The sequence below is a fragment of the Rhizobium sp. WYCCWR 11128 genome, assembly GCF_013416305.1.
In the GTDB taxonomy this organism is placed as follows: Bacteria; Pseudomonadota; Alphaproteobacteria; order Rhizobiales; family Rhizobiaceae; genus Rhizobium; species Rhizobium indicum.
In genome coordinates, this window is the sequence record NZ_JACCEZ010000001.1 from 405055 (window position 1) to 425810 (window position 20756).

Annotated in this window: 20 protein-coding genes; 10 read left to right on the forward strand and 10 right to left on the reverse strand. The window is 60.2% G+C overall.

The window, feature by feature from the left end:
• The first annotated feature begins 76 nt into the window (after positions 1-76).
• The 3 genes from HX898_RS01995 to HX898_RS02005 are packed head-to-tail and all read left to right on the forward strand — an operon-like array spanning position 77 to position 2208.
• Positions 77-697, forward strand: coding sequence for an NAD(P)H-dependent oxidoreductase (locus HX898_RS01995; RefSeq protein ID WP_180193855.1), 621 nt, complete (start codon positions 77-79; stop codon positions 695-697).
• Positions 698-749: 52 nt separating this feature from the next.
• Positions 750-1331 (forward strand): TIGR00730 family Rossman fold protein, encoded by a 582-nt coding sequence (locus HX898_RS02000; RefSeq protein WP_180193856.1) that lies wholly within the window; start codon positions 750-752, stop codon positions 1329-1331.
• Between the two features lie 31 nt (positions 1332-1362).
• Positions 1363-2208, forward strand: a complete 846-nt coding sequence (locus HX898_RS02005) for a hypothetical protein (RefSeq protein ID WP_180193857.1) — start codon at positions 1363-1365, stop codon at positions 2206-2208.
• 31 nt (positions 2209-2239) lie between these two features.
• Here the strand turns inward: HX898_RS02005 and HX898_RS33020 are convergent, their stop codons facing one another.
• The 4 genes from HX898_RS33020 to HX898_RS02025 all read right to left on the reverse strand — a co-directional run bounded on the left by HX898_RS33020 (position 2240) and on the right by HX898_RS02025 (position 4972).
• Positions 2240-2599, reverse strand: a complete 360-nt coding sequence (locus HX898_RS33020; protein ID WP_210273036.1) for a hypothetical protein — start codon at positions 2597-2599, stop codon at positions 2240-2242.
• A gap of 114 nt (positions 2600-2713) precedes the next feature.
• Positions 2714-3055, reverse strand: a complete 342-nt coding sequence (locus tag HX898_RS02015; protein ID WP_210273037.1) for a hypothetical protein — start codon at positions 3053-3055, stop codon at positions 2714-2716.
• A 195-nt stretch (positions 3056-3250) separates the two neighbouring features.
• Entirely contained in the window at positions 3251-3637 is a 387-nt protein-coding gene (locus HX898_RS02020; protein WP_180193859.1) for a cupin domain-containing protein, read from the reverse strand.
• A 117-nt stretch (positions 3638-3754) separates the two neighbouring features.
• A complete protein-coding gene (locus HX898_RS02025; RefSeq protein ID WP_180193860.1) occupies positions 3755-4972 on the reverse strand; it encodes an ROK family protein in 1218 nt (405 codons plus the stop codon).
• A 195-nt stretch (positions 4973-5167) separates the two neighbouring features.
• On the opposite strand from HX898_RS02025, the gene HX898_RS02030 reads away from it, so the two are divergent.
• The 5 genes from HX898_RS02030 (at position 5168) to HX898_RS02050 (ending at position 11773) form a co-directional block, all read left to right on the forward strand.
• The gene (locus HX898_RS02030; protein ID WP_138334846.1) at positions 5168-6442 is read left to right on the forward strand and encodes an ABC transporter substrate-binding protein; all 1275 of its coding nucleotides are present in this window, start codon (positions 5168-5170) and stop codon (positions 6440-6442) included.
• A 253-nt stretch (positions 6443-6695) separates the two neighbouring features.
• The gene (locus tag HX898_RS02035; protein ID WP_131620361.1) at positions 6696-7580 is read left to right on the forward strand and encodes a sugar ABC transporter permease; all 885 of its coding nucleotides are present in this window, start codon (positions 6696-6698) and stop codon (positions 7578-7580) included.
• Positions 7580-8431 (forward strand): carbohydrate ABC transporter permease, encoded by an 852-nt coding sequence (locus tag HX898_RS02040; RefSeq protein WP_138334845.1) that lies wholly within the window; start codon positions 7580-7582, stop codon positions 8429-8431. The genes HX898_RS02035 and HX898_RS02040 overlap by 1 nt, the downstream gene beginning before the upstream one ends.
• 46 nt (positions 8432-8477) lie before the next feature.
• Positions 8478-9623: a sn-glycerol-3-phosphate ABC transporter ATP-binding protein UgpC gene (gene ugpC / locus HX898_RS02045; RefSeq protein WP_180193861.1), complete on the forward strand. Its 1146-nt coding sequence runs from the start codon at positions 8478-8480 to the stop codon at positions 9621-9623.
• Between the two features lie 17 nt (positions 9624-9640).
• Positions 9641-11773: a beta-galactosidase gene (locus HX898_RS02050; protein ID WP_180193862.1), complete on the forward strand. Its 2133-nt coding sequence runs from the start codon at positions 9641-9643 to the stop codon at positions 11771-11773.
• 312 nt (positions 11774-12085) lie between these two features.
• On the opposite strand, the gene HX898_RS02055 is transcribed toward HX898_RS02050, so the two are convergent.
• The gene (locus HX898_RS02055) at positions 12086-13066 is read right to left on the reverse strand and encodes a LysR family transcriptional regulator (RefSeq protein WP_180193863.1); all 981 of its coding nucleotides are present in this window, start codon (positions 13064-13066) and stop codon (positions 12086-12088) included.
• A gap of 48 nt (positions 13067-13114) precedes the next feature.
• Between HX898_RS02055 and HX898_RS02060 the strand changes: the two genes are divergently transcribed.
• Positions 13115-14101, forward strand: coding sequence for an MBL fold metallo-hydrolase (locus HX898_RS02060; protein WP_180193864.1), 987 nt, complete (start codon positions 13115-13117; stop codon positions 14099-14101).
• Positions 14102-14128: 27 nt separating this feature from the next.
• Positions 14129-15214, forward strand: coding sequence for an aldo/keto reductase (locus HX898_RS02065; protein WP_180193865.1), 1086 nt, complete (start codon positions 14129-14131; stop codon positions 15212-15214).
• A gap of 224 nt (positions 15215-15438) precedes the next feature.
• On the opposite strand, the gene HX898_RS02070 is transcribed toward HX898_RS02065, so the two are convergent.
• The 5 genes from HX898_RS02070 to HX898_RS02095 form a co-directional block, all read right to left on the reverse strand.
• Entirely contained in the window at positions 15439-16023 is a 585-nt protein-coding gene (locus tag HX898_RS02070) for a GNAT family N-acetyltransferase (protein ID WP_180193866.1), read from the reverse strand.
• Between the two features lie 257 nt (positions 16024-16280).
• On the reverse strand, positions 16281-18056 hold the full coding sequence (locus tag HX898_RS02075) for an adenylate/guanylate cyclase domain-containing protein (protein ID WP_138334840.1): 1776 nt from the start codon (positions 18054-18056) through the stop codon (positions 16281-16283).
• Positions 18057-18781: 725 nt separating this feature from the next.
• Positions 18782-19435 (reverse strand): hypothetical protein, encoded by a 654-nt coding sequence (locus HX898_RS02085; RefSeq protein ID WP_138334838.1) that lies wholly within the window; start codon positions 19433-19435, stop codon positions 18782-18784.
• A 226-nt stretch (positions 19436-19661) separates the two neighbouring features.
• Complete coding sequence (locus HX898_RS02090; RefSeq protein WP_180193867.1) at positions 19662-20069, reverse strand: lysozyme inhibitor LprI family protein; 408 nt, start codon at positions 20067-20069, stop codon at positions 19662-19664.
• 342 nt (positions 20070-20411) lie between these two features.
• Positions 20412-20750, reverse strand: coding sequence for a hypothetical protein (locus HX898_RS02095; protein ID WP_138334836.1), 339 nt, complete (start codon positions 20748-20750; stop codon positions 20412-20414).
• Between the last annotated feature and the right edge of the window lie 6 nt (positions 20751-20756).

Below are 20756 nucleotides of genomic sequence, written 5' to 3' on the forward strand. Positions count from 1 at the left end.
CACTTCCACGCTTCAAATCGGCATCGCGCTCTTTCAAAGCGGTGAAGGGATTTGGACAGAACCTCGGAGTGGGTCAATGAACACAATCCTGCATGTGAGCTGCAGCCCGCGCGGGCAGGCGGCCGAGAGCTACAGGCTCTCCCAAGCGATTATCGGCTTTCTCCTGCAGACGGAGCCGGGGGCAATCGTCGTCGAGAGGGTGATCGGCAATGGCACGATCGCCCATGTCGACGCGGCCTATGCGATCTCCCAGGCATCGGCGGCGGATGTCTCACGCGAGGGCTCGATGGCCCTGTCCGAAGAGCTGATCCGCGAGCTGGAGGCTGCGGACTTCGTCGTCATCGGAACGCCGATGCACAATCTGACCGTCCCCTCGGCGCTGAAGGCCTGGATCGATCATGTCGTGCGGGCGCGGCGGACCTTCACGATCGGCGCGGCCGGAAAAGTAGGCACGCTACGCGACCGCCCCGTCTTCATCGCCGTCGCCTCGGGCGGGCGGTTTTCCGGGGAGCGCGCCCGCCAGCCGGATTTCCTGACGCCTTATCTGAAAGCCATCCTCGCCACGATCGGGCTGCATGACCTGACCTTCTTCTCCGTGCAGGGGACAGGTGCCGGCCCCGATGCCACAGCGGAAACCAGGATCGGTACACGTCGGGCGCTGGAGGAGCATTTCTCTTCGCTTTACGCTCACTCGTAGCTTGGAATCGACTAGGTATATGCAAATGCCTGTGAGGAGATAGAAGGTTCAGATGACGATACGTTCAATCAAGTCCGTCGCGGTGTTCTGCGGCTCCAATTTCGGCGCTTCGGAGGCCTTTGCCGACGGCGCCCGCGCCCTCGGCCGGGCGCTAGGGGAGGCGGGGATAACCATCGTCTATGGCGGAACGGTCAAGGGCTTGATGGGCGTCGTTGCCGACGCCGCCCTTGCGGCCGGCGGCAGTGTCCATGGCGTGATTACACAAAGCTTGCATCAGCGCGGGCAATCGCATGCCGGTCTGACCAGGCATGAGATCGTCGAGACGCTGCGCAGCCGCAAGGAACGCATGGTCGAGCTTTCCGATGCCTTCATTGCGCTGCCGGGCGGCATCGGCACGATCGAGGAACTGATGGAGGTCTGGACCATGAACCAGCTCTCAGAGATCGACAAACCCGTTGGCCTCCTGAACTCCGCCGGTTTCTTCGACGCCTTCCTCGGCTTCATCGACCATATGGTCGAGACGAAGTTCCTGCCGGCGGCGCACCGGCACTCGATTTCAGTCGATACGGATGCGAGGGTCCTGATCGACAAGCTGCGCAGCTATGCACGCGTCGAGGTGCCGAAATGGCTGTAGCTTCCATCCGACGATACCGTAGGGCTGGTTATTGGTGTTGTCGGGGTACGCCGCAGCGGGTCGCGATGCCGATGACGGGCACTTTAATTCCAACGTCAAAATCAGTTTGAGACGCGGAATTTTGCCGCAGCAAAAACATAAAGACTTCTATGACTCCAACAGCACCGACCGGGGATGTTATGGGGGAACACAATTTACCATGCGCGATTTCATTCGCTTTTTTCTGATTAAACCATTCATGTCGCTCTTTGTGTTTGCCGGCCTCGTTCTGTCGCCACTTGTAGTCGCCGCCGCGAATGAAGATGGGCCAGATGTTTGGGAGGAGCCGATGAGGCTGCTTCATCAAGGCGACTGTGCGCAAGCTTGGAGGGAGTTGTGGAAAGAGGCGCGCAAGGGAAATACGGTAGCACTTGCAGGTCTTTGGGGTTCTATCGGCTTTCGATCGCTCGTTCCGCCATCATATTTCCCGGTTAGTAAAGTGTCCGAATACACGATCAATCATTATATTGCGTTGGCGATGTATCTTCGAAAAAACAAGACGATCGCCGAGGATATGTTGCGTAAACACGGAATGATTCCGGATGACCTTACGGTCGAATATCTAGAGCCAGATGTTCGGGACAAAATCCAATCCGTAAACAAGTGCCTCAAGCGCAAGCGTAGTCTCGATGTCTGCTACACCATGGCCGTCAAGCTCAAACTTATACCCTCCTTCGAACAGTATGTAACCTTCATGGACAACGCTCCCAGGCCGGCCTTTTGTTTGCCTGGCGGCAGGCCTGGCCCGACGTCGGCGGAGGACTTGGGCCTGAGTCCTCGCGCGTCGGGATCGAAATCTGTTCCGCTCAGGCAGGTCGACAAGGGTGACGGCACCTGAACCTTCGGCTAGGTGGCAATTAAGCCGGAATTCACGCAAGTGGCTCGGTATCTGGTCGGAACTCCACCAATGCGCCGAGCGCGATCAATTCGTACTGAAGCCGGCGGAGCTGAACGAAAGGGGCGCTGCCGATGGGGATTTCGGGTTCTGCCGCCAAGGCCAGTGCTTCGCGCAGGGATAGGCCGAGCGCGCGCCTGAGGACCTGGGCGATCTTGAGTTTTTGCGGGCCGACAGCCGTGATGAACAAGGTGCCGTGCTCAAGGTCCTTCGGGTCAAATTCCGTTTCTGTCTGCGCCAGTTCGCGTTCCAGAGTTTCGCGGTCGGCGCGGGCTTCGTGGACCTCGCGCCACAGCGCATTCGACGTGTCGGTTTCGGCCTCGATGAATGTCATGACCTTTGCATCGTCATCTGCCAGCGCATGAAGGGCTGACAATATCTGGCTGAAACGTCTGATGTTCGGAGCCGCGATTATCGCGTCCCAGCGTCCGGCACCATGCGGTGCGTATTAGACGGGAAAGCCGAATGCGCTTTCGCTGATGTCGATGAAAAACGGATCGTCGAAGCCGTTCATTGCGATCACATACCATCCCGGTTGCCATGCACCTGACGTCGTCGACACAAGGCTTTCGCCGGTGAGCCCATGAAAGCGGAAACCGACCTGCCAAGCCTCCATTTCGGCGGGTTTGGGATACCGGGAAGGCAGGGCCATATCGCCGACGACAATCTCGGATGAAATGAAATCCTTGACCTCCTCCGGGAGAATTTCTGGCAAGAGGCGGTCTTCAATCGATGGCATCGGGTTTAGCCTGAAGGATTCTTGGATAAAGGATTTGATTTTTCGATACATCTTTTTTTGCCGGAGCTTTGGACTGAATATTATCCATGATGCCCCGGCAAGTTCTCTTTGACAGGCATCGGCGATCCTACGGCAGGCTACACGCTCCTACGGCATTCGAGAGGTGGCAGGGCAATGGAGAGATTGCGGCGTCTGTCTTGTCCCTATTCGCGGGGCGGCTGCTCCCGATCCGGTTCTACGAAGTGCTCACTTCGCAGGCACGACGAGCGGCGCCCCTTTGCGGACGATGTAAGTTGCCAGTTCCGAAGCCTTGCCGCTGCCAACGTTCTTCGCCGAGTGTACGACGCCTGATGGAATGAACAAGGATTGGCCGGCTCTGAGGGTAACAGGCTGTCTGCCTTCGAGCTGGTATTCCAGCGTTCCTTCGATGACGAAGGCGATCTCCTCGCCGGGATGCGAGTGATTGGGGGCGAGAACGCCCGGAGCGAAATCGACGCGCACCTGGACGGTCTCGTGGCCGGGCACGTCGATATCGTTCTTGATGAGATCGGTGCGCTGCAGCGGCTGTTCTGCATGTGCTGTTGCTGCGCCGCCGAGAACAAGGGCGAGTGCGATAGTCTGGATCATTTTCATGTGGTCATCCTTCCTGGATTTAAACCAATATCGACCATTGGGTCGTGTCCGGATTTCACCTGAGGATTGAACCAGCGATGTGTCTGAAAACCCCCATTTTTGTAATGCAGTGTATCACTACGCGGCCGACGACGAGTCCACGGGTCTGACGCCGGCGAGATTGGCGATGTCCGTGATGCCGCCGGAGGATTCGAAGTCGAATATTTTCTGGGTGACCAGAGCGGCGGCACCCCGGGCCCAGGAATTGTCCTCCCAGTCGGGCAAGAGGGGCGGGGCGGTTCGGAAGGTCCGGGCGGAAAGCGCTTCGCGCAGCGGCGTCAGGAAAGGATCGCCGAGGGAGACGGCTTCGCCGCCGGCGACGATGACTTCGGGGTCGGTGATGTTGACGAGATTGGCAAGGGCGGTGCCGATGCCGCGGCCGGAATCGGCAACGAGAGCGAGGGCGGCGGCATCGCCTGATGCGAGCGCAGCCGTCAGTTCCGGCAGTCCGAGTTCCTCGCGGCCGGTCGCTTCCCGCCAGCGCCGGAGCATCGAGATTTCGGAGTGATAGGCCATCAGACAGCCGCGCTTGCCGCATTCGCAGAGCCGGCCATTCTCCTCATAGAGCGTGTGGCCGAATTTGCCGGCAGCACCATTGGCGCCGCGGTAGAGCTTGCCGTCGATGACGAGCGCGCAACTGATGCCGACGCCGACGGCGAGAACCGCCATGTTGCGATGCTGGCGGCCGAGCCCGAAGAGCTGCTGGGCGATGGCATAGGCGTTAGTGTCATCCTCCAGCCAGACCGGCACATGGACGCGGCTCGCGACCAGTGAGGCGAGGGGGACATTGTCCCATTTGAATCGGTAGCTGCGCACGCAGGCCGTCTGTTCGTGGTTGATAACGCCGGGCATGGAAATGCCGATGCCGGCGAGCTTCGCGTTCGGCCGTCCGGCGAGCTTCACCAGTTGGGGAACGGTGCCCGCCAGCAGGTCGGCGACCTTATCCGGGTCATGGCCGTCGAGGCTTACCCGCATGGCGGCGACGGGGTTGGTGGCAAGGTCGGTTGCCACGCACTCCACCGAATCGACCATCAGCTTGAAGCCGATGGCGAGCGCGTGCTCGTAGTTGATATCCACCGGGATCGGGCGGCGGCCGGTGAGGCCGGGTACGGTCTTCCCTTCGATGACGATGCCTTCCTCCAGAAGGTCGGCGACGACGAAGGTGACGGCGGCAGGACTTAAACCAATCACCGTCGCGATGTCGGCGCGGCTCCTCGGCCCCTCGCGCCGGAGGAGGTTGAGGATGAGGCGTCGGTTCATGGCTCTCGCCGTGGTCTGGTCGCCTTTTAACTTCACGATGCATTCCTTAATTTTGTAAATTAATTATTGCGAGCTGCAAAGATCTATGCATAAGTTCGGCCGCGGATCAACTCAGCCAGGCGGATTATCGCTGGAATCGCCGAGCGGATCGCAGCGTTGAATGCCTGGTCGGTCGTTTCATGGAGGAGGCGACGGTCGGGAGATGTTGATCGATCAACTGGGAGGAATTCAATGACATTTTTGAAGCAATTTCCGTCGACCACCCGCAGGCGCTTCCTGAAGGGCGCGGGGCTGGTTTCCGCCGCAGCGGTCACCGGCAGCTTTCCGATCCCGGCGATCGCGCAGGCCCAGGAGGTCACGATGATCTCCGCCGAAAACAATGGCGCCGCACTCGATGCGCTGAAGGCGATCGCCGCGGGCTTCAGCAAGGAAGCCGGCGTCAACGTCGTCATCAACAATATGGACCACGAGGCCCACAAGACGGCCATTCGCAACTATCTCGTCGCCGGCGCGCCCGACGTCTGCTCCTGGTTTTCGGGCAACCGCATGCGCGCCTTCGTCAAGCGCGGCCTGTTCGACGATATCTCCGACCTTTTCGAGAAAGAGAAATATAAGGACGTGCTCGGCGCGACGGCAGGGGCCGTCACCGAAGACGGCAAGCAGTACGGCCTCCCCACAGGCGGCACGCTCTGGGGCATGTTCTATCGCAAGGATGTGTTCGAGCAGCATGGCCTGACCGTGCCGAAGACGGCTGAAGAGTTCATGGCCTACGGCGACAAGTGCAAGGCCGCGGGCATCACGCCGGTCGCGATCGGCACCAAGGAATTATGGCCGGCGGCCGGCTGGTTCGACCAGATGAACCTTCGCATCAACGGCCTCGACAAGCATATGGCGCTGATGAACGGCGAGATGAGCTATCTCGATCCCGCGCTGACGGCGGTTTTCGATCAGTGGGAGGCGATGATTTCGAAGGGGTTCTTCACGGAGAACCATACGTCCTTCGGCTGGCAGGAGGCCGCGGCGCTCCTGGCGCAAAAGAAGGCCGGCATGATGAACCTCGGCGCTTTCCTGCGCTCGGCTTTCACCGCCGAAGATCTGCCGCAGCTCTCCTATGCGACCTTCCCGGTGCTCGACGCCAAGGTCGGCCACTTCGAGGAGTTCTCGGTCAATTCGATCCACATTCCCGCCAAGGCCAAGAACAAGCAGGGCGCACGCGACTTCCTCGCTTATTTCTACAAGCCGGAGAATCTGGCGGCCTATCTGGAGCCGGGCGGCAACGTGCCGCCACGCAGCGATCTGCCGCCGAGCAAGGATCCGCTGGTGAATACCGCCGTCGAGACGATGAAGACGGTGCAGGGCACGTCGCAATATTACGACCGCGACAGCGACCCCGACATGGCGCAGGCGGGTCTTGTCGGCTTCCAGGAGTTCATGGCCAAGCCCGACCGGCGGAAGGCCATCCTGACGCGCCTCGAAGGCACACGCAAGCGCATCTACAAAATCTAGTTCTCCTCCCGGAGACGCAGGGAGTAGGGGCGTGCCTCCACTCCTAGGAGCGGGCGTCAGCCCGCTCCTGAGACCGCTTACAAAGTCGGCCAACTCGTCTTTCGTCATGCTCGGGCTTTTCCCGAGCATCTGCCGACGGTGCAGCAGATCCTCGGCACAAGGCCGAGGATGACGCCGAGTAAAGAATGAGGTTTGCCAACAAGCTGCGGGCGGAGCTGTGCTCCACTCTTGTAAATAATTTGAGGCTCTGGACATGTTGATGTTATGGCGCCGCCAGCGTTGGTGGCTCACCCCGACTTTGCTCATCGCGCCCGCGATCGTGCTGTTCTTCACTGTCATCCTGCTGTCGGCGGTCAGGAGCCTCTGGATCAGCCTGCACGACTGGGATGGCTTCGGCCCAATGGTGTGGATCGGCTTCGGCAATTACGTCGAGCTTTACAACGATCCGCAATTCTACGTGTCGCTGAAGAACAACCTGATCTGGCTGGTGATGTTCATGGCGGCACCACCTCTCGGGCTCGCCATCGCGCTGCTGGTCAACCAGAAAATCCGCGGCATGCGCTTCCTGAAGTCGCTGTTCTTCATTCCGCTGGTGCTCGCCTCGGTGACGGTCGGCGTCGTCTTCACCTGGGTCTATACGCCGGAGTTCGGGTTGCTCGCGCTGATCTTCAGGGCGTTCGGGGCGACGGCGCCGGCGGTTCTCTCCGACGAGCATTTCGTCACTTTCGCCATCGTGATTGCAGCACTCTGGCCGCAGATCACCTTCTGCATGGTGCTCTATCTCGCTGGTCTCAACAATTTGAGCGAAGAGCTGATCGGGGCAGGGCGCGTCGACGGGGCAAGGGGGTGGAACATGTTGTGGCACATCGTGCTGCCGCAGCTGACCCAGGTTACCTTCATCGCCATTGCCGTCACCGTCGTCGGGGCGCTTCGCTCCTTCGACATGGTGTCGGTGATGACGAACGGCGGCCCGTTCGGTTCGTCCTCGGTTCTCGCCTACCAGATGTTCGAGCAGTCGATCTTCTCCTACCGCTTCGGTTACGGCGCGGCGATCGCCTCGGTGCTGTTCGTGATCATGGCCGTCTTCATCGTCTGGTATCTCAGCCGCATCATCCATACCGAAGAAAGGGGAGGCTGATGTATCCTCGTCCCATTCCCGATGCCGCCGTCTGGCAGCGCCGCCTCTACGTGCTCGCCGTCGTCATCGTCCTCCTGCTCTGGCTCTGCCCGCTGTTTGCGATCATCCTCACCTCGTTCCGCTCGACCGAGGATGTGATGGGCGGCAATCTGTGGGGATGGCCGACCGGCATCGGCGTCATCGACAATTATACGGCGGTTTTCACGCAGACACCCATGGCCCGCTACTTCCTCAACAGCCTGACAATCACCATTCCCTCGGTGATCGGCGTGCTGGTGCTCTCCACGCTCGCCGGCTATGTGCTGTCCCGCTACCGCTTTCCCGGCAACATGCTAATCTTCGCGCTGTTCGTCGGCGGCAACTTCCTGCCGCACCAGATCATGATGATCCCGGTGCGCGACCTGATGGTCCGGCTCGACCTGATCGATACCACGGCGGCGCTGATTATCTTCCATGTGGCCTTCCAGACCGGCTTTGCGACGCTGTTCATGCGCAATTTCATCGCAGCATTGCCCGATGAACTGTTCCAGGCGGCGCGCGCCGAGGGGGCGTCTCCCTTCCAGACGCTATGGCATGTGGCGATCCCGCTGGTGCGGCCGGCGCTTGCCGCACTCGCCATCCTGATCTTCACCTTCATCTGGAACGATTATTTCTGGGCCGTGGTGCTGACTGTCAGCGACTCCGTCAAACCTGTGACCGCCGGCCTTGCCAATCTTCGCGGCGAGTGGGTCTCGGCCTGGAACCTGATTTCCGCCGGCACCATCGTCGTCGCCGTGCCGCCCGTCATCATGTTCTTCCTGATGCAGCGTCACTTCATCGCCGGCCTGACGATGGGAGCGGTGAAGGGATGAGCCAGCGCCTCGATATCAAGTTTTCAACAGCAGAGAGCCAGGACGCATGACCAGTCTCGAACTCCGACAGATCAACAAGAATTACGGCGCCTATCATGCGCTGCGCGGCATCGATCTTTCCGTAGCGCAAGGCGAGTTCATCGTCATGGTCGGCCCCTCCGGCTGCGGCAAGTCCACGCTTTTGAAGACGATCGCCGGCCTGGAGGAGATCTCCTCCGGCCAGATCCTGATCAACGGCCGCGACGTCAGCAAACAGGAGCCGGGGGATCGCGGCATCGCCATGGTCTTCCAGTCCTACGCGCTCTATCCGCATATGACGGTGGCGGAGAACATGGGCTTCGGTTTGCGCATGGCCAAGCGCCCGAAGGCCGAGATCGAGACGGCGGTGGCGCGCGCAGCCAAGATCCTGAGGATCACCGACCAGCTGGGGAAACGGCCGAAGCAGCTCTCCGGCGGGCAGCGGCAGCGCGTGGCGATCGGCCGGGCCATCACCCGTTCGCCCGACGTTTTCCTCTTCGACGAACCGCTGTCGAACCTCGATGCGGCACTTCGAACCCAGATGCGTGTCGAACTCAGCAGCCTGCACGCCGAGCTCGGCGCCACCATGGTCTATGTCACCCACGACCAGGTGGAGGCCATGACCATGGCAAGCCGCATCGTCGTCTTGAACCAGGGGGTGATCGAGCAGGTCGGCTCGCCGCTCGAACTCTACCGCAACCCTGACAACCTCTTCGTCGCGGGCTTTCTCGGCGCCCCGCGGATGAACTTCCTCGGCGTTACCGTCGACGACGTGTCCGGCCGCAATGTCACGGTCTCCGCACCTGGCCTCGTGCCGGTGACGGTGGAACTGGCTGAGGCGACGGTGCTGCAGAGGGGCGCCAGCCTGACGCTCGGTGTCCGGCCGGAGAACATATCGATGGTCGCCGATGGCGGCGAGGGCGGGGCGATCCACGGCCAGATCAGGCTCGTCGAGCATCTCGGCCGCGAAACCATCCTCTATGTCGAGGCCGGCAATCTCAAGACCATCGCCTCGGAGAGCGGCACCGGCAATATCACGGTGCAGCTCAGTTACGTGGCGCCCTTTGCCGCCGAGCAGAACGTGGCGCTGAAGCTCGACGCCCGGGAACTCTATCTCTTTTCATCCGATGGCGGACGCACGATCAGTGCCCGCAAAACCATCCTCGACAGATAATCACAGGAAACTCCACCGTGTCCGACAAGACCCTCTCCGTATGGAACCCCGTCAAGACCGACCGCTTCCTCGTCGGCGCCCCACACTATCCCGAGCACGTCGATGAAAGCTACTGGGAGCGCGACGCCGAGCGCATGGCGAAGGCTGGCTTCAACGTGGTCAGAATGGCCGAATTCGCCTGGCATATTCTCGAGCCGAAGCTCGGCACCTTCGATTTCGATCTGTTCGACCGCGCCATCGCCATGCTCGGGCGCTACGGCATCGACACGATCATGTGCACGCCGACTGCAACGCCGCCACGCTGGCTGACCGTGGCCCACCCGGAGATCTTAAGGGTCGACGGCAAGGGCCGGCCGATGAGCCATGGCTCGCGCCAGCACTGCGACACGGCAAGTCCGGTCTTTCGCGAACACAGCCGGCGTATCACCAAAGCGATGGCCGAGCACTATCGCGACAATCCTTTTGTCGTCGGCTGGCAGACCGACAACGAGTTGAACACGAGCATGCCGGAGAGCTTTTCGAAGGCAACGCTCACCGAATTCCAGGCCTTTCTTGCCGGCAGATACGGCGAGATCGGCAAGCTCAACACGGCATGGGGCGGCGATTTCTGGGCGACTGCCTATGACAGCTTCGACCAGGTGGTGCTGCCGATCGAGTTCGGCCCGACCTTCCCGAGCCCCGGCCATCTGCAGGATTATCATCGTTTCCTCGCCTTCTCGACGGCACGCTTCCAGCACGACCAGGTGGAGATCCTGCGCGCCGTCAAATCCTCCTGGTTCGTCTTCCACAATCTCGGCGGTCTCCGGGATATCGACTTTCGCGGCCAGTTCACCACCGATCTCGATTTCGTCGGCTACGACATCTATCCGATGCTCTATGACGAGTTCCAGCGGCTCGGAAATCACGCCAAGGTTCAGGCGCTGCACCTCGATATCTGCCGCGGCTTCTCCGGCAACTACATCGTGCCTGAGCAACAGTCGGGTTTCGGCAGCCAGCCGGGCTTCTGCACGCTGACACCGGAACCGGGCGAACTGCGCCGCATGGCGCTTTCCTCAGTCGCCCACGGCGCCGACGGCCTGATGTTCTTCCGCTGGCGCCCCGCGCATTTCGGCGCCGAGATCTATTGGATGGGCATCATCGACCACGACGATGTCGCCCGCCATCGCTATGACGAGGCGAAGCGCTTCGCAACCGAGATGACCGCGCTAGCGCCCAAGATCCTCGGCACCTATGTGCGCATGGATGTCGGCATCGCCGGCTCCGATTTCGACAATCAGGAAGCGCACAAGACCTATCCGATCGGCCTGCCGAGCCCGCAGGACGATGCGATCCTGCTGCACCAATATTGCTACGACCGCGGGATTGCCTGCGGTTTCATTCATCCCGAGGACGATCTTTCCAAGCTGAAGCTGCTCTATGTGCCCCATTGGGTGATGTGGAAGGACGAATGGACCGAGAGGCTGAAATCCTTCGCCGAGCAGGGCGGCACCGTCGTCATCGGCGCGCGCACCGGCACGCGCAACGAAGACAATCACGTCATCCGCGAGACCGCGCCCGGCACCGCGCTGTCGCAGCTCACAGGCGTGCGTGTCGAGGATTTCGGCCGTCTCGCCGCTCCCGGCGCCAACGGGCTCTTCGATGTGATGGAGCGTTCGGGCGGGCTTGTCATTCCGCCGAACAAGCCGGCGGAATCGCGCCGCCGCGAACGCCGCTTCAAGATCGGCAACCGCGAACTGGTCGGCGGCTATTTCTATGAAAACCTGGCGATCGCAAGCGATGTCGAGGTGGTTGCGGCCTGGTCCAACCGCTATGCCGAGGGCCAGCCGATGGCGACGTCGCGCAAGCTCGGCAAGGGGCAGGTGGTCTATGTCGGTACCTATCTCACCCCGGAACTGACGGCAGCGCTTGCCGAGCGGCTGTTTGCACCCGTCGGCATCGAGCCGCTGATCGGCGACCTTCCCGAGGGCGTCGAGGTGACCATGCGGATGAATGACGACCGCCGGCTGCTGTTCATTCAGAACTACACCGACCAGCCGGCCGCCATCGGCGGCGTTCCCGCTGGCCGTGATCTCCTCGATGCCGAAAAGCCGGTTGCCGGTAGGCTCGATCTCGAAGGCTACGGCTGCGCGATCATCGAGCTCGCGGGGTGAGTTGCGCTCGCCAGGCCAAACGTGGCGAGCGCTGCTGCTGCATTCTCCGTCGTCCTCGGCCTTGAGCCGAGGATCCATATCACGGGACCTGAATGGGTGCCATTGTAGATGCTCCGGTCGGTCCCCAGCATTATCCAGTAGAGTAACGCGTGCGTACACCCCGCAGTCGGCCCATTGCGGTCACCCGCCGTCCTTCGCGACAGTGTTCCCGCGTTCAGACCGCGGATGAAGGAGTCTTCCGTATTTTCTACGTTGGTCCAAGTTGGGGAGAGTCCTCACGAAGCGAGTCAGGCGTAGGTCATGACCGTTCAATTAAGCCGGCATCCGGGACAGCTCCCAATCGTAGGAGCGCAAGAAGCTCACCAGCTCTCGCATGGCGGCGCTGGAGTGTTTTTTGCTCGGGTAATAAAGATACCAGCTTGGCAAGAGGGGGCTCCAGTCCTTCAGAACCTCCGTCAACCGGCCGTTCGTCAAGTCGGGTGTGGCGTAGTCCTCGAAGATATGGGCCAATCCGCATCCGGCGACAGCGGCCTGCAGTTCGTTGTGTGCTGAACTCACCGTCAATCGTCCCTCCGGCAAGACTTCGAGGGCGTCTCCGCCCTTTTCAAATTTCCAGGATACCAGCGTGCCGCCGGGAAATCGTCGTCGAATGCAGTTGTGGCCGGCGAGATCATTGGGGGTCAAAGGCAGGCCATGCTTTGCAATATAGTCCGGCGACGCCACGATCGCGTATCGAAGCGATGGTCCCAGCGGTACTGCGATCATATCTTGTGCCAGTTGCTTTCCGAACCGAACGCCGGCGTCAAAGCCTTGCTCGACGATGTCGATGACGGCTGCGTCGCTGATGAGCTCGACCTTGATGTCCGGGTATGTGTCCATAAAGGTGAACATTGCCGGACAGAGCAGGTGATCGATTGCGGGGCCCGGCGCATTGATACGAAGGGTGCCGGACGGGTTTTCCTTTAACTGGTTAAGGTCGTCGACTGCGAGACGGATGTCCGTCAAAGCTGGACCGAGGCGCTGCAGCAGACGCTGTCCCGCCTCCGTCGGCGAAACGCTTCTTGTTGTCCTGTTGAGCAGGCGGATGCCGAGCGCCTCTTCCAAAGCGTTGATTGTCTGGCTGAGTGCCGATGATGAAACGCCTCGCTCCAGGGCGGCGGCCCTGAATCCGCCGCACCTGACGATCGCCGCAAAAACATCCAGGCTATCCAAACGAAACTGATCCATTGCGAAGCCTGCCTTATCAAGCTGCGTAGATTTGCTCGTCTTATCAGCGCAGTGATTTGAGGTCATCTAAATATCTCAGCCGCACATGCGGATTGTCGACTGAAAGGAAAAGCAATGGATCGACTCACATTGAACCGGCGAACGGTCATGGTTTCCGCGGTTGCTGGAACGGCCGCTCTGCTGCTCGGAGGTTCAGCCGGATCAGGCAATGCGCAAGTGCAGAGCCCGGACGCCCGTAATGTTGGATATTATCGATTTCGGGTCGGGCAGATCAAAGCGACAGTTTTGAGCGATGGCGTGATCGGCGGCCCACCGACGGTCTATGCCAACGATGCTCCGGAGGCCGAACTGCAGGAGGTCCTTCGTCGCGCTTTCCTTCCTACCGATCACATGACCCTTCAACTCAACACGCTGCTGCTTGAGGTCGGCGACAGGCGGATATTGCTTGAGGCGGGAGCCGGGGCCACGATGGGACCGAATGCGGGGCGTGTGTTCGACAATCTCGCCGCCATCGGTCTCGATGCAGGCGATATCGACACGATCGTGGTGTCCCACACGCATCCTGATCACGTCGGCAATCTCAGCACTTCCGAAGGCAAAAAAGCGTTTCCCAATGCCACCGTCTACGCACCCCGGGCAGACTGGGATTTTTTTGTGCGCAACAATCCCGATCTCTCCTACATGCCTGTACCAAAGGACTTTCGTGACCGGTTTGCCGCGGCGATCAAACGGAGTGTCGAGCCGATCGCAAAGGACATCGAGCTCTACGAGGCAGGTGCGGAAATCGTGCCGGGCCTCACCACGATTGCTGCGCCCGGACATACGCCTGGCATGGCAACATTCCTGGTCCACTCAGGAAACGACCAACTGCTCCTCACTGCGGACCTTGCCTATCACCCGGTCGTCAACATCGACCATCCATGGGGACCCGGACCTGACAGAGACAAGGATACCGCGCTCGCGTCTCGTCGCCGCATATTCGATATGGCCGCGACCGATAGGCTCCTTGTTCTTGGGTTTCATTACCCTTTCCCGGGGCTCGGACGAATGCTCAAGACGGACATGGGTTACGCCTGGGTTCCGGCGGGCTGGCAGTTCTAATCAGATATCGACCGTGGAGGTTTTTTCATGACCCGAACGACAATCGGTCGGCGGCGCTTTCTGGGTGCGATGGGGCTGACTGCCGCGAGCGCAGCGATCGCAGCAGAAGTACAGGCACAAGACACGACAGGTCACGCGCCGCGCCCATCGACGCCCGCAACCGAGCCCATCCTGACGCGCACGGTGCCGAAAACGGGAGAGCGGCTCACAGCCCTCGGACTTGGCACATTCCTGACATTCGACCGGCGGCCGGGTGAACCGCGGGACGACCTGCGGGAGGTGTTCAGGCGGTATGTCGCCGGTGGTGGCCGCGTCATTGATACCTCGCCTTTGTATGGGTCGGCCGAGGTCAGCGTTGGCCAGTTCATGGCGGAGGCACCGGAAGCGCCCGAAATCTTCCTGACTAACAAAATCTGGGCGACGGGAGAATATCTGGGCGACGAGAGCCATGCGGAGGAAAGCTTTCGGCAGTCGAGGCTGCGGGCCTGGCGTGACACGATCAACCTGATGCAATGTCACAGTATCACAAATGCGCAGGTCGTTGTTCCGCTCCTTCGTTCATGGAAAAAGGAAGGGAAAATTCAGCACGTCGGTATCACGCATCACGAGGCTTCGGCCCAGGAGGCTCTCACGAAATTCATCGAAAGTGGTGAGGTCGACTTTGTGCAGACCAACTATTCCATTTTCGACAGGAATGCCGAAAGGCGTCTCCTGCCATCGGCCGCAGACAACGGTGTCGCCGTCCTGATCAATCTGCCGCTTGAAAAGGCCAGATTGCTCAAAGTCGTCGAAGGTCAGCCGTTACCGGAGTTCGCAAACGAGTTCGGCGCGAAAACCTGGGCGCAATTCTTTCTGAAGTGGGTCATGGCCCATCCCGCCGTAACCTGTGTCCTGTGTGGTACTTCCAACCCGAACCACATGAGTGACAATCTTCAGGCAATGCGCGGCCCACTTCCCGACGACGCGATGCGCCGACGTATGTTTACCCACATGGAAGCTATCCCAGGCTTCTCCTCGATAGGCACGATGCCATGGTATCCCGGCAAGGAGCGACGGTACTCGGGTCTGATCCGAGATGCGCAGGCGAAAGCCAGGAACCGGCTTGAACAATGATATCCGGGTGCGGCCGTCGAGAGGTTTCGTTCGATAGGGCTGCTTTGTGCCCTCATGTCGGCCGTCAAAGCTACATCATCCGACTTCTAAAAGCGGGCATCGCCTATAACCCGACTGGGCGCCCGCCGGCAAAGTTCTCGCCGGTCCGTTCCATCTTCGTTTCGCGGCTGTGCCGCGCGCTCTGCGCCGCCCGTATGCCACAAACTATCTGATCGAACTAAAGCTCAACGCGGCCGCCGCAGCATCGGGACGAGCGTCGGCGACGAACCGGCCTGGATTGCGCCGAGCGGCTCGAAGCCGTAGCGCCGGTAGAACGGAATGTTGCGCGGGTTCGAGGATTCCAAATAGGCTGGCGCGTGATCGCGATCGCACCGTGCGAGTGCGTACGCCATCAAGGCGTCGCCGTGACCTTGGCCTTGATGCGCTGGGTCGACGCCGATCAGGGGCAGGTACCAATGTGGTTCGCTCGGGTGGTACGCGGCCATCTGCTCGAATATGGCCGTGGTTTCGGGGGCAAGAGAGCGCGCAACCGTGCTCTCGAGCACCGCACCAAGCCCTTCCTCGTCGGAATGCACCCCGGGCGATAACCACAGCGCCGTCCCGGCGTAGCCGTCGGTGCAAAAGGCGCTTCCGTTAGAGAATGCGCTGCTCCCAAACGCCCGGATCATTCGGGGCATGGTCGCAAGGTACTGGTGTGCGTGCGGCCAGGTCCATCGCGCCATAGGATCCGCAGCAAATGCCAGCATGACCGTTTCGACCGCCAGATCTTCCTCGGCCGCGGCCATAACTCTCGCTGTCGGCGATTTCACACTGCCCTCCTGACGTAGGTGGTCCGACGAGGCGCCCGCCCTCGTTCTCAGCTGCGCATCGTAACCCGGATGGCTTGGGAGCGATACCGGTTGCTGCTGGCTCAGCGGTTGGGCCGCTTTTGGCGTAGTCTTGGTCTGGCGCCCCATGAGCACGTCTCTCGGACAATCTGATGCGAACCATCCGGCCCAAAACCAGAGAGCATGCATCGGTGGACCCCGCACAGAAGCTATGGCCCATTGCCGCTGGCGGCAAACAATCAGCTAGTCAGGCCAGCCTGCCGCAGGCCGTCCACAATGCGTTCGAAATCGGCAGGGTTCTTGTAGGGCAGTACTTTGCGCCTGTGCTCCAGGGAATAATCGGGATTGATTCGGAACACTTCCGCCCACTCACCGCGCGCCTCCTCGAAGCGCCCCAAGTGACCATAGCTCGCCGCCAGCAGCACTCGCGAGACGTCTGTGTTTGGATTACGGACGAGCCGCCGCTTCAGGATGACGACGGCCTCCTCGTACCTGCCTAGCTGAAACATCGCCTGCGCGTAGAAGTGCAGGAACAGGTCCGGGTAATAGGGGTTCAGGGCCATTGCCCGTTCGAAATAGGCGAGCGCCTCGGCCGACCTTCCGGCATAGTGTAGTGCGTTGCCGAGATTCTCGTACCCCTCGACAAAATTGGGAGCAAGCGCGATCACGCGTTCGGCCTCGGCGATGGCCGCGTCGTGCTGTCGCGAGTGCAGTTTGACGACGCCGAGCGCCCAATGTGCGTAGGGATATTGATCGTCGAGCGCCACCGCCCGCGTGGCAGCCTCAATCGCCTGATCAAGCGATTTCGACGGCGATTGGCTCCACTGATTTATGTAGGCCAGCCCATGTGTGACGGCGAGGAACGCGTAGGCCGGAACGAATTTCGGGTCAAGCTCGATGGCGCGTTGCAACAGTTCCCGGCCCTGCGTGTTTTGCTCTCTCGTCAACCTCCACATGTGTTCACGGCCCCGAAGGAAGCAGTCATACGCTTCCAGGCTCTCGGTCTGCTCCGCAGCCAGCCGCTGCTGGTCGCCCTCTCTCAGGTTGAGCGCGAGTGCGCCGACAATCTGCTGCGTTACGTCGTCCTGCACGGCAAAGATGTCGGTCAGGTCGCGATCGAAACGCTCCGCCCACAGATGGCCGCCTGATGTCGCGTCGATCAGCTGTGCGGTGATCCGCACCCTGCTGCCCGATTTGCGGACACTGCCCTCCAGCACGTAGCGCACGCCAAGGCCGCGGCCCACCTCTTGGACGTTCACGTTCCGGCCCTTGAAGGTGAACGACGAGTTGCGGGCGATGACGAACAGCTGCGACAGCTTCGACAGAGCAGTGATGATGTCTTCGGAGATGCCATCGGCGAAGTATTCTTGCTCGACATCACCGCTCATGTTGGCGAAGGGCAGCACGGCAATCGAGAGCGCCGGCGGCGATGCGGCTGGCACGCGACTAGCGGCGGCGTAGGCGGTCACTGTTGACTTTGCCAGTGCGGCGACGCCGACCTGGAGCGAATAGATCCGAATCGGCTCGGCGATGTTCTTGAGCTGTGTGCTGCCGAGATCGGTGACGGAGAGATCGAGCCTCGCCTTGACTTGGCGATAGGCATCCTCCGACAGGCAAATGGCGCCCGGCGCTGCGACGCCCTCCAGGCGCGACGCGATATTGACGCCGTCGCCCATCAGGTCACCGTCGCTTTCCTCGACCACATCTCCCAAATGGATGCCGATTCGGAACTCAATACGGCGGTCTTGGGGCACGCCGGCATTGCGTTCGACCATGGCATTCTGCACCTCGACGGCGCAGCGGACGGCGTCCACCACGCTGCGGAATTCGACCAATGCCCCATCGCCTGTGCGCTTGATCACGCGCCCGTTGTGCACAGCTATAGTTGGATCGATCAGGTCGCTACGCAGTGCCCGCAACCTCGCCAGAATACGATCTTCGTCCGCGCTCGCGAGCCTGCTGTATCCGACCACGTCGGCGGCCAGAATTGCGGCCAGCTTGCGATTCTCGCCCATTGAGCCGTCTCCTCTTCTCCACTATAGCAGGAAGACAGTGGGCAAGACGGAACTTTCGCTTCTTTTCTGAGCGATCTTGGGCGATGTCTTAGTGGGCGAGCCGCTGCTGCGCAACATATCTCCCCGGATGGCAATTTCATCGCCGGCCATCGCACGTCTGGACACTGGAAGACCTCGCCCGCAAGGCGGGGATGTCCCGCACGAGCTTCGCCCAGTACTTCCCAAGGCGCGTCGGCGAAACGCCGATCTCCTACGTTGCCCGCCGGAGAATGATGTCGGCAGGAACGAAACTGATACAGGGCGAGGAAACAATGGCCGAAATTTCGGTATCGCTGGGATATTCGTCTGAGCACGCCTCTAGCACGGCGTTCAAGCGGATCATGGAACAGTCACCCCGCCGATATGGCCGAAGTCAAAAACAGAATGTGAACAATGATCAGTGACGTCTCCCTTCTGGCGCATAGTTCCCATCCCCAGCAAGGCTGCTGCTCCTCCACACCAAGTCCAACCAGGACCGCCTCCAGTCGACAAGCGTGTCGATGGTTTCAAAGAACAGCGACTTGGCGGGAGCCTCCTAACCGACCCTCGCTCGCTGGCGCAGCGGTCTGTGTTCGAAAATATGCAAAAAAAGAGCATTCCCGTACTCAAACAAAACGGAAATGCTCTCTTAATTTAGTGCGGAGCTATACTTGTCAGCTCCACACTGCTCGCACCTGAATTCGCGGCTATTCGTCTGATGTCGCCGGCGCGGCGTTCTCCAGCGAGGTGCGAATTTGATCAATCTTCCCGTTTGCGTCGCCAACCCCGAGAATGGTTTTGGCCTGGTTCAGAACCGCCGGACTGACTTCACCGGTTTTTGTTGCGGAAGCCAATGCGTCCTCCAGCGCCTCGTCCCCCAACAGAGGGTCATCGGCCGCGGGCTCGATTCCATTGTCGAGTTCATACTGGGCATAGGCCATGGCGTAGGCCGAGATCGCCGTCATGCGTGGGTCCGACGTATGCATCAACGCCTTGTAGTTTCGCTTCAAGGAGTTCAGGCCCGCAAGTTGCGCCGACAGGTTCTTTTCTTTCGTGCTGACTTTGGTCTCGTCTGCCTTGACGGACTTGGATTTGCTTGCCGCCTCGCTGGACTTGCCTTTCACGCCTTGCGATTTGGAGCTGCCATGGGTTGAACCGCTACCTTGGCTGCTGCTGCCATGGTTGCCGCTGTTTCCACCACCGCCGCCATGACCACCGCCGCCGCTATTGCCCCCACTGTTACCGCCGCCGTTTCCCCCGCTCTTTGCCAGTGCGGCCATGTCGATCCCGGCAATCGTTACCGGGCTTGCTGCAAGAGCCAGCGAGAGCAAGGCCAAGGACGCTAAGGTTGCTGTCCGCATCGTTTCCTCCGAACCAGATCATCAAGCGCCGGGCAGATGCACGGCTTGAGCAGGTAGGAGAGGTTAGACGTCGATCGCCCCTTGCACATCGGACCGAGGTCCGATGCCGATCCCGTCTATAGTCCTACACGGCTTCGTATACTTAACGATTCCTGGTCGGAACGGTCGACGGGACGGGAAGGCAAGAGACCGCGGAGCCGAGGCGTAACTTCGATATTTCAGATGTTTAATTTGTCCCCGGGACCGGGCAGTCCAGGTCCCCGTCGTTGCACCTCAGGTAAACCTTGAGCGCCTCCGTGCGGCTTTGAGTCAGGCCGTCGTGGCACGAACTGTTGACGAACGGATAGGCGGTGCCACCCTGGACCGTCGAGCTTTGAAAATTGCACTCGGCATCACGGAATGCAATCCATGCCTTCTGGGTCGCTACGAGAAGCTTGGTCGTGTCGGCATCATCCTCCAGCCGACCTTCGATCTCTTTGTAGACCTTGTTCATCTCAGCATCCGACTTCTTCAGGGATTCAGCAGCGCAGATGTTCATGTCTGACTGATTTGTCTTATCGCCGCAGTTATCATCTGCAAATGCGAACGTTGACGTCGTCAGGACCAAAGTGGCGGACAGCAACAAAATTCTCATGATGGACCTCTTTCCGATTGAATGAATATCCAAACACCGCATGCCTCGTTGCTGGTTTTAACCCCACTTCTGCTCCCTTCCATCAAGTCGACGTCATCTCACCAATCATTTTCCTTGGGTTGGTGACGGTTTCATTACCTTGGTACGCCGTGCTGAGCGAGCACGATACATTCCAGTCTTGCAGTCCATTTTCGATCAGCAGGTATGTCGGCCATACCTTGGGCATAACTGGAAGCAGCTCGCCGATCCGGGAGCCGCTGGCCTGTTATCGAAAAGATATGGACTTGATAGAGGACGCCTCGCTGGGTTTTGCGAGAGCGTCAAACCGAATTCAATAGAGAATCACGCCAAGCGCAAATCGATAAGCGGGTGTAACTTCTTGAGATTCGGCAGCGATTTCGCTTGCCAAGGATATTGGCTGGTGCCTTTGACGACGAGCAGGAGGTCGTCCATCTTTCTGGCTTCAATCGTCAGCTTGGCCAGGAGATTTATGCCAGAGGAATTGAGGAACTCGAGACCCGTCAGGTTGAACGTGACCTGTTTGTGCCCCTCATGAAGCAGGCCTGAGATCAATGAGTAAATGGGCGCGTAGGCATCCGGTCCCGCCAGCCGGAATACGCCATCGAAATAGACCTCGTTTTTCTCAGCCCATACGCGGAAGTTTTCGTCGCTGATTTCCATTCTTCG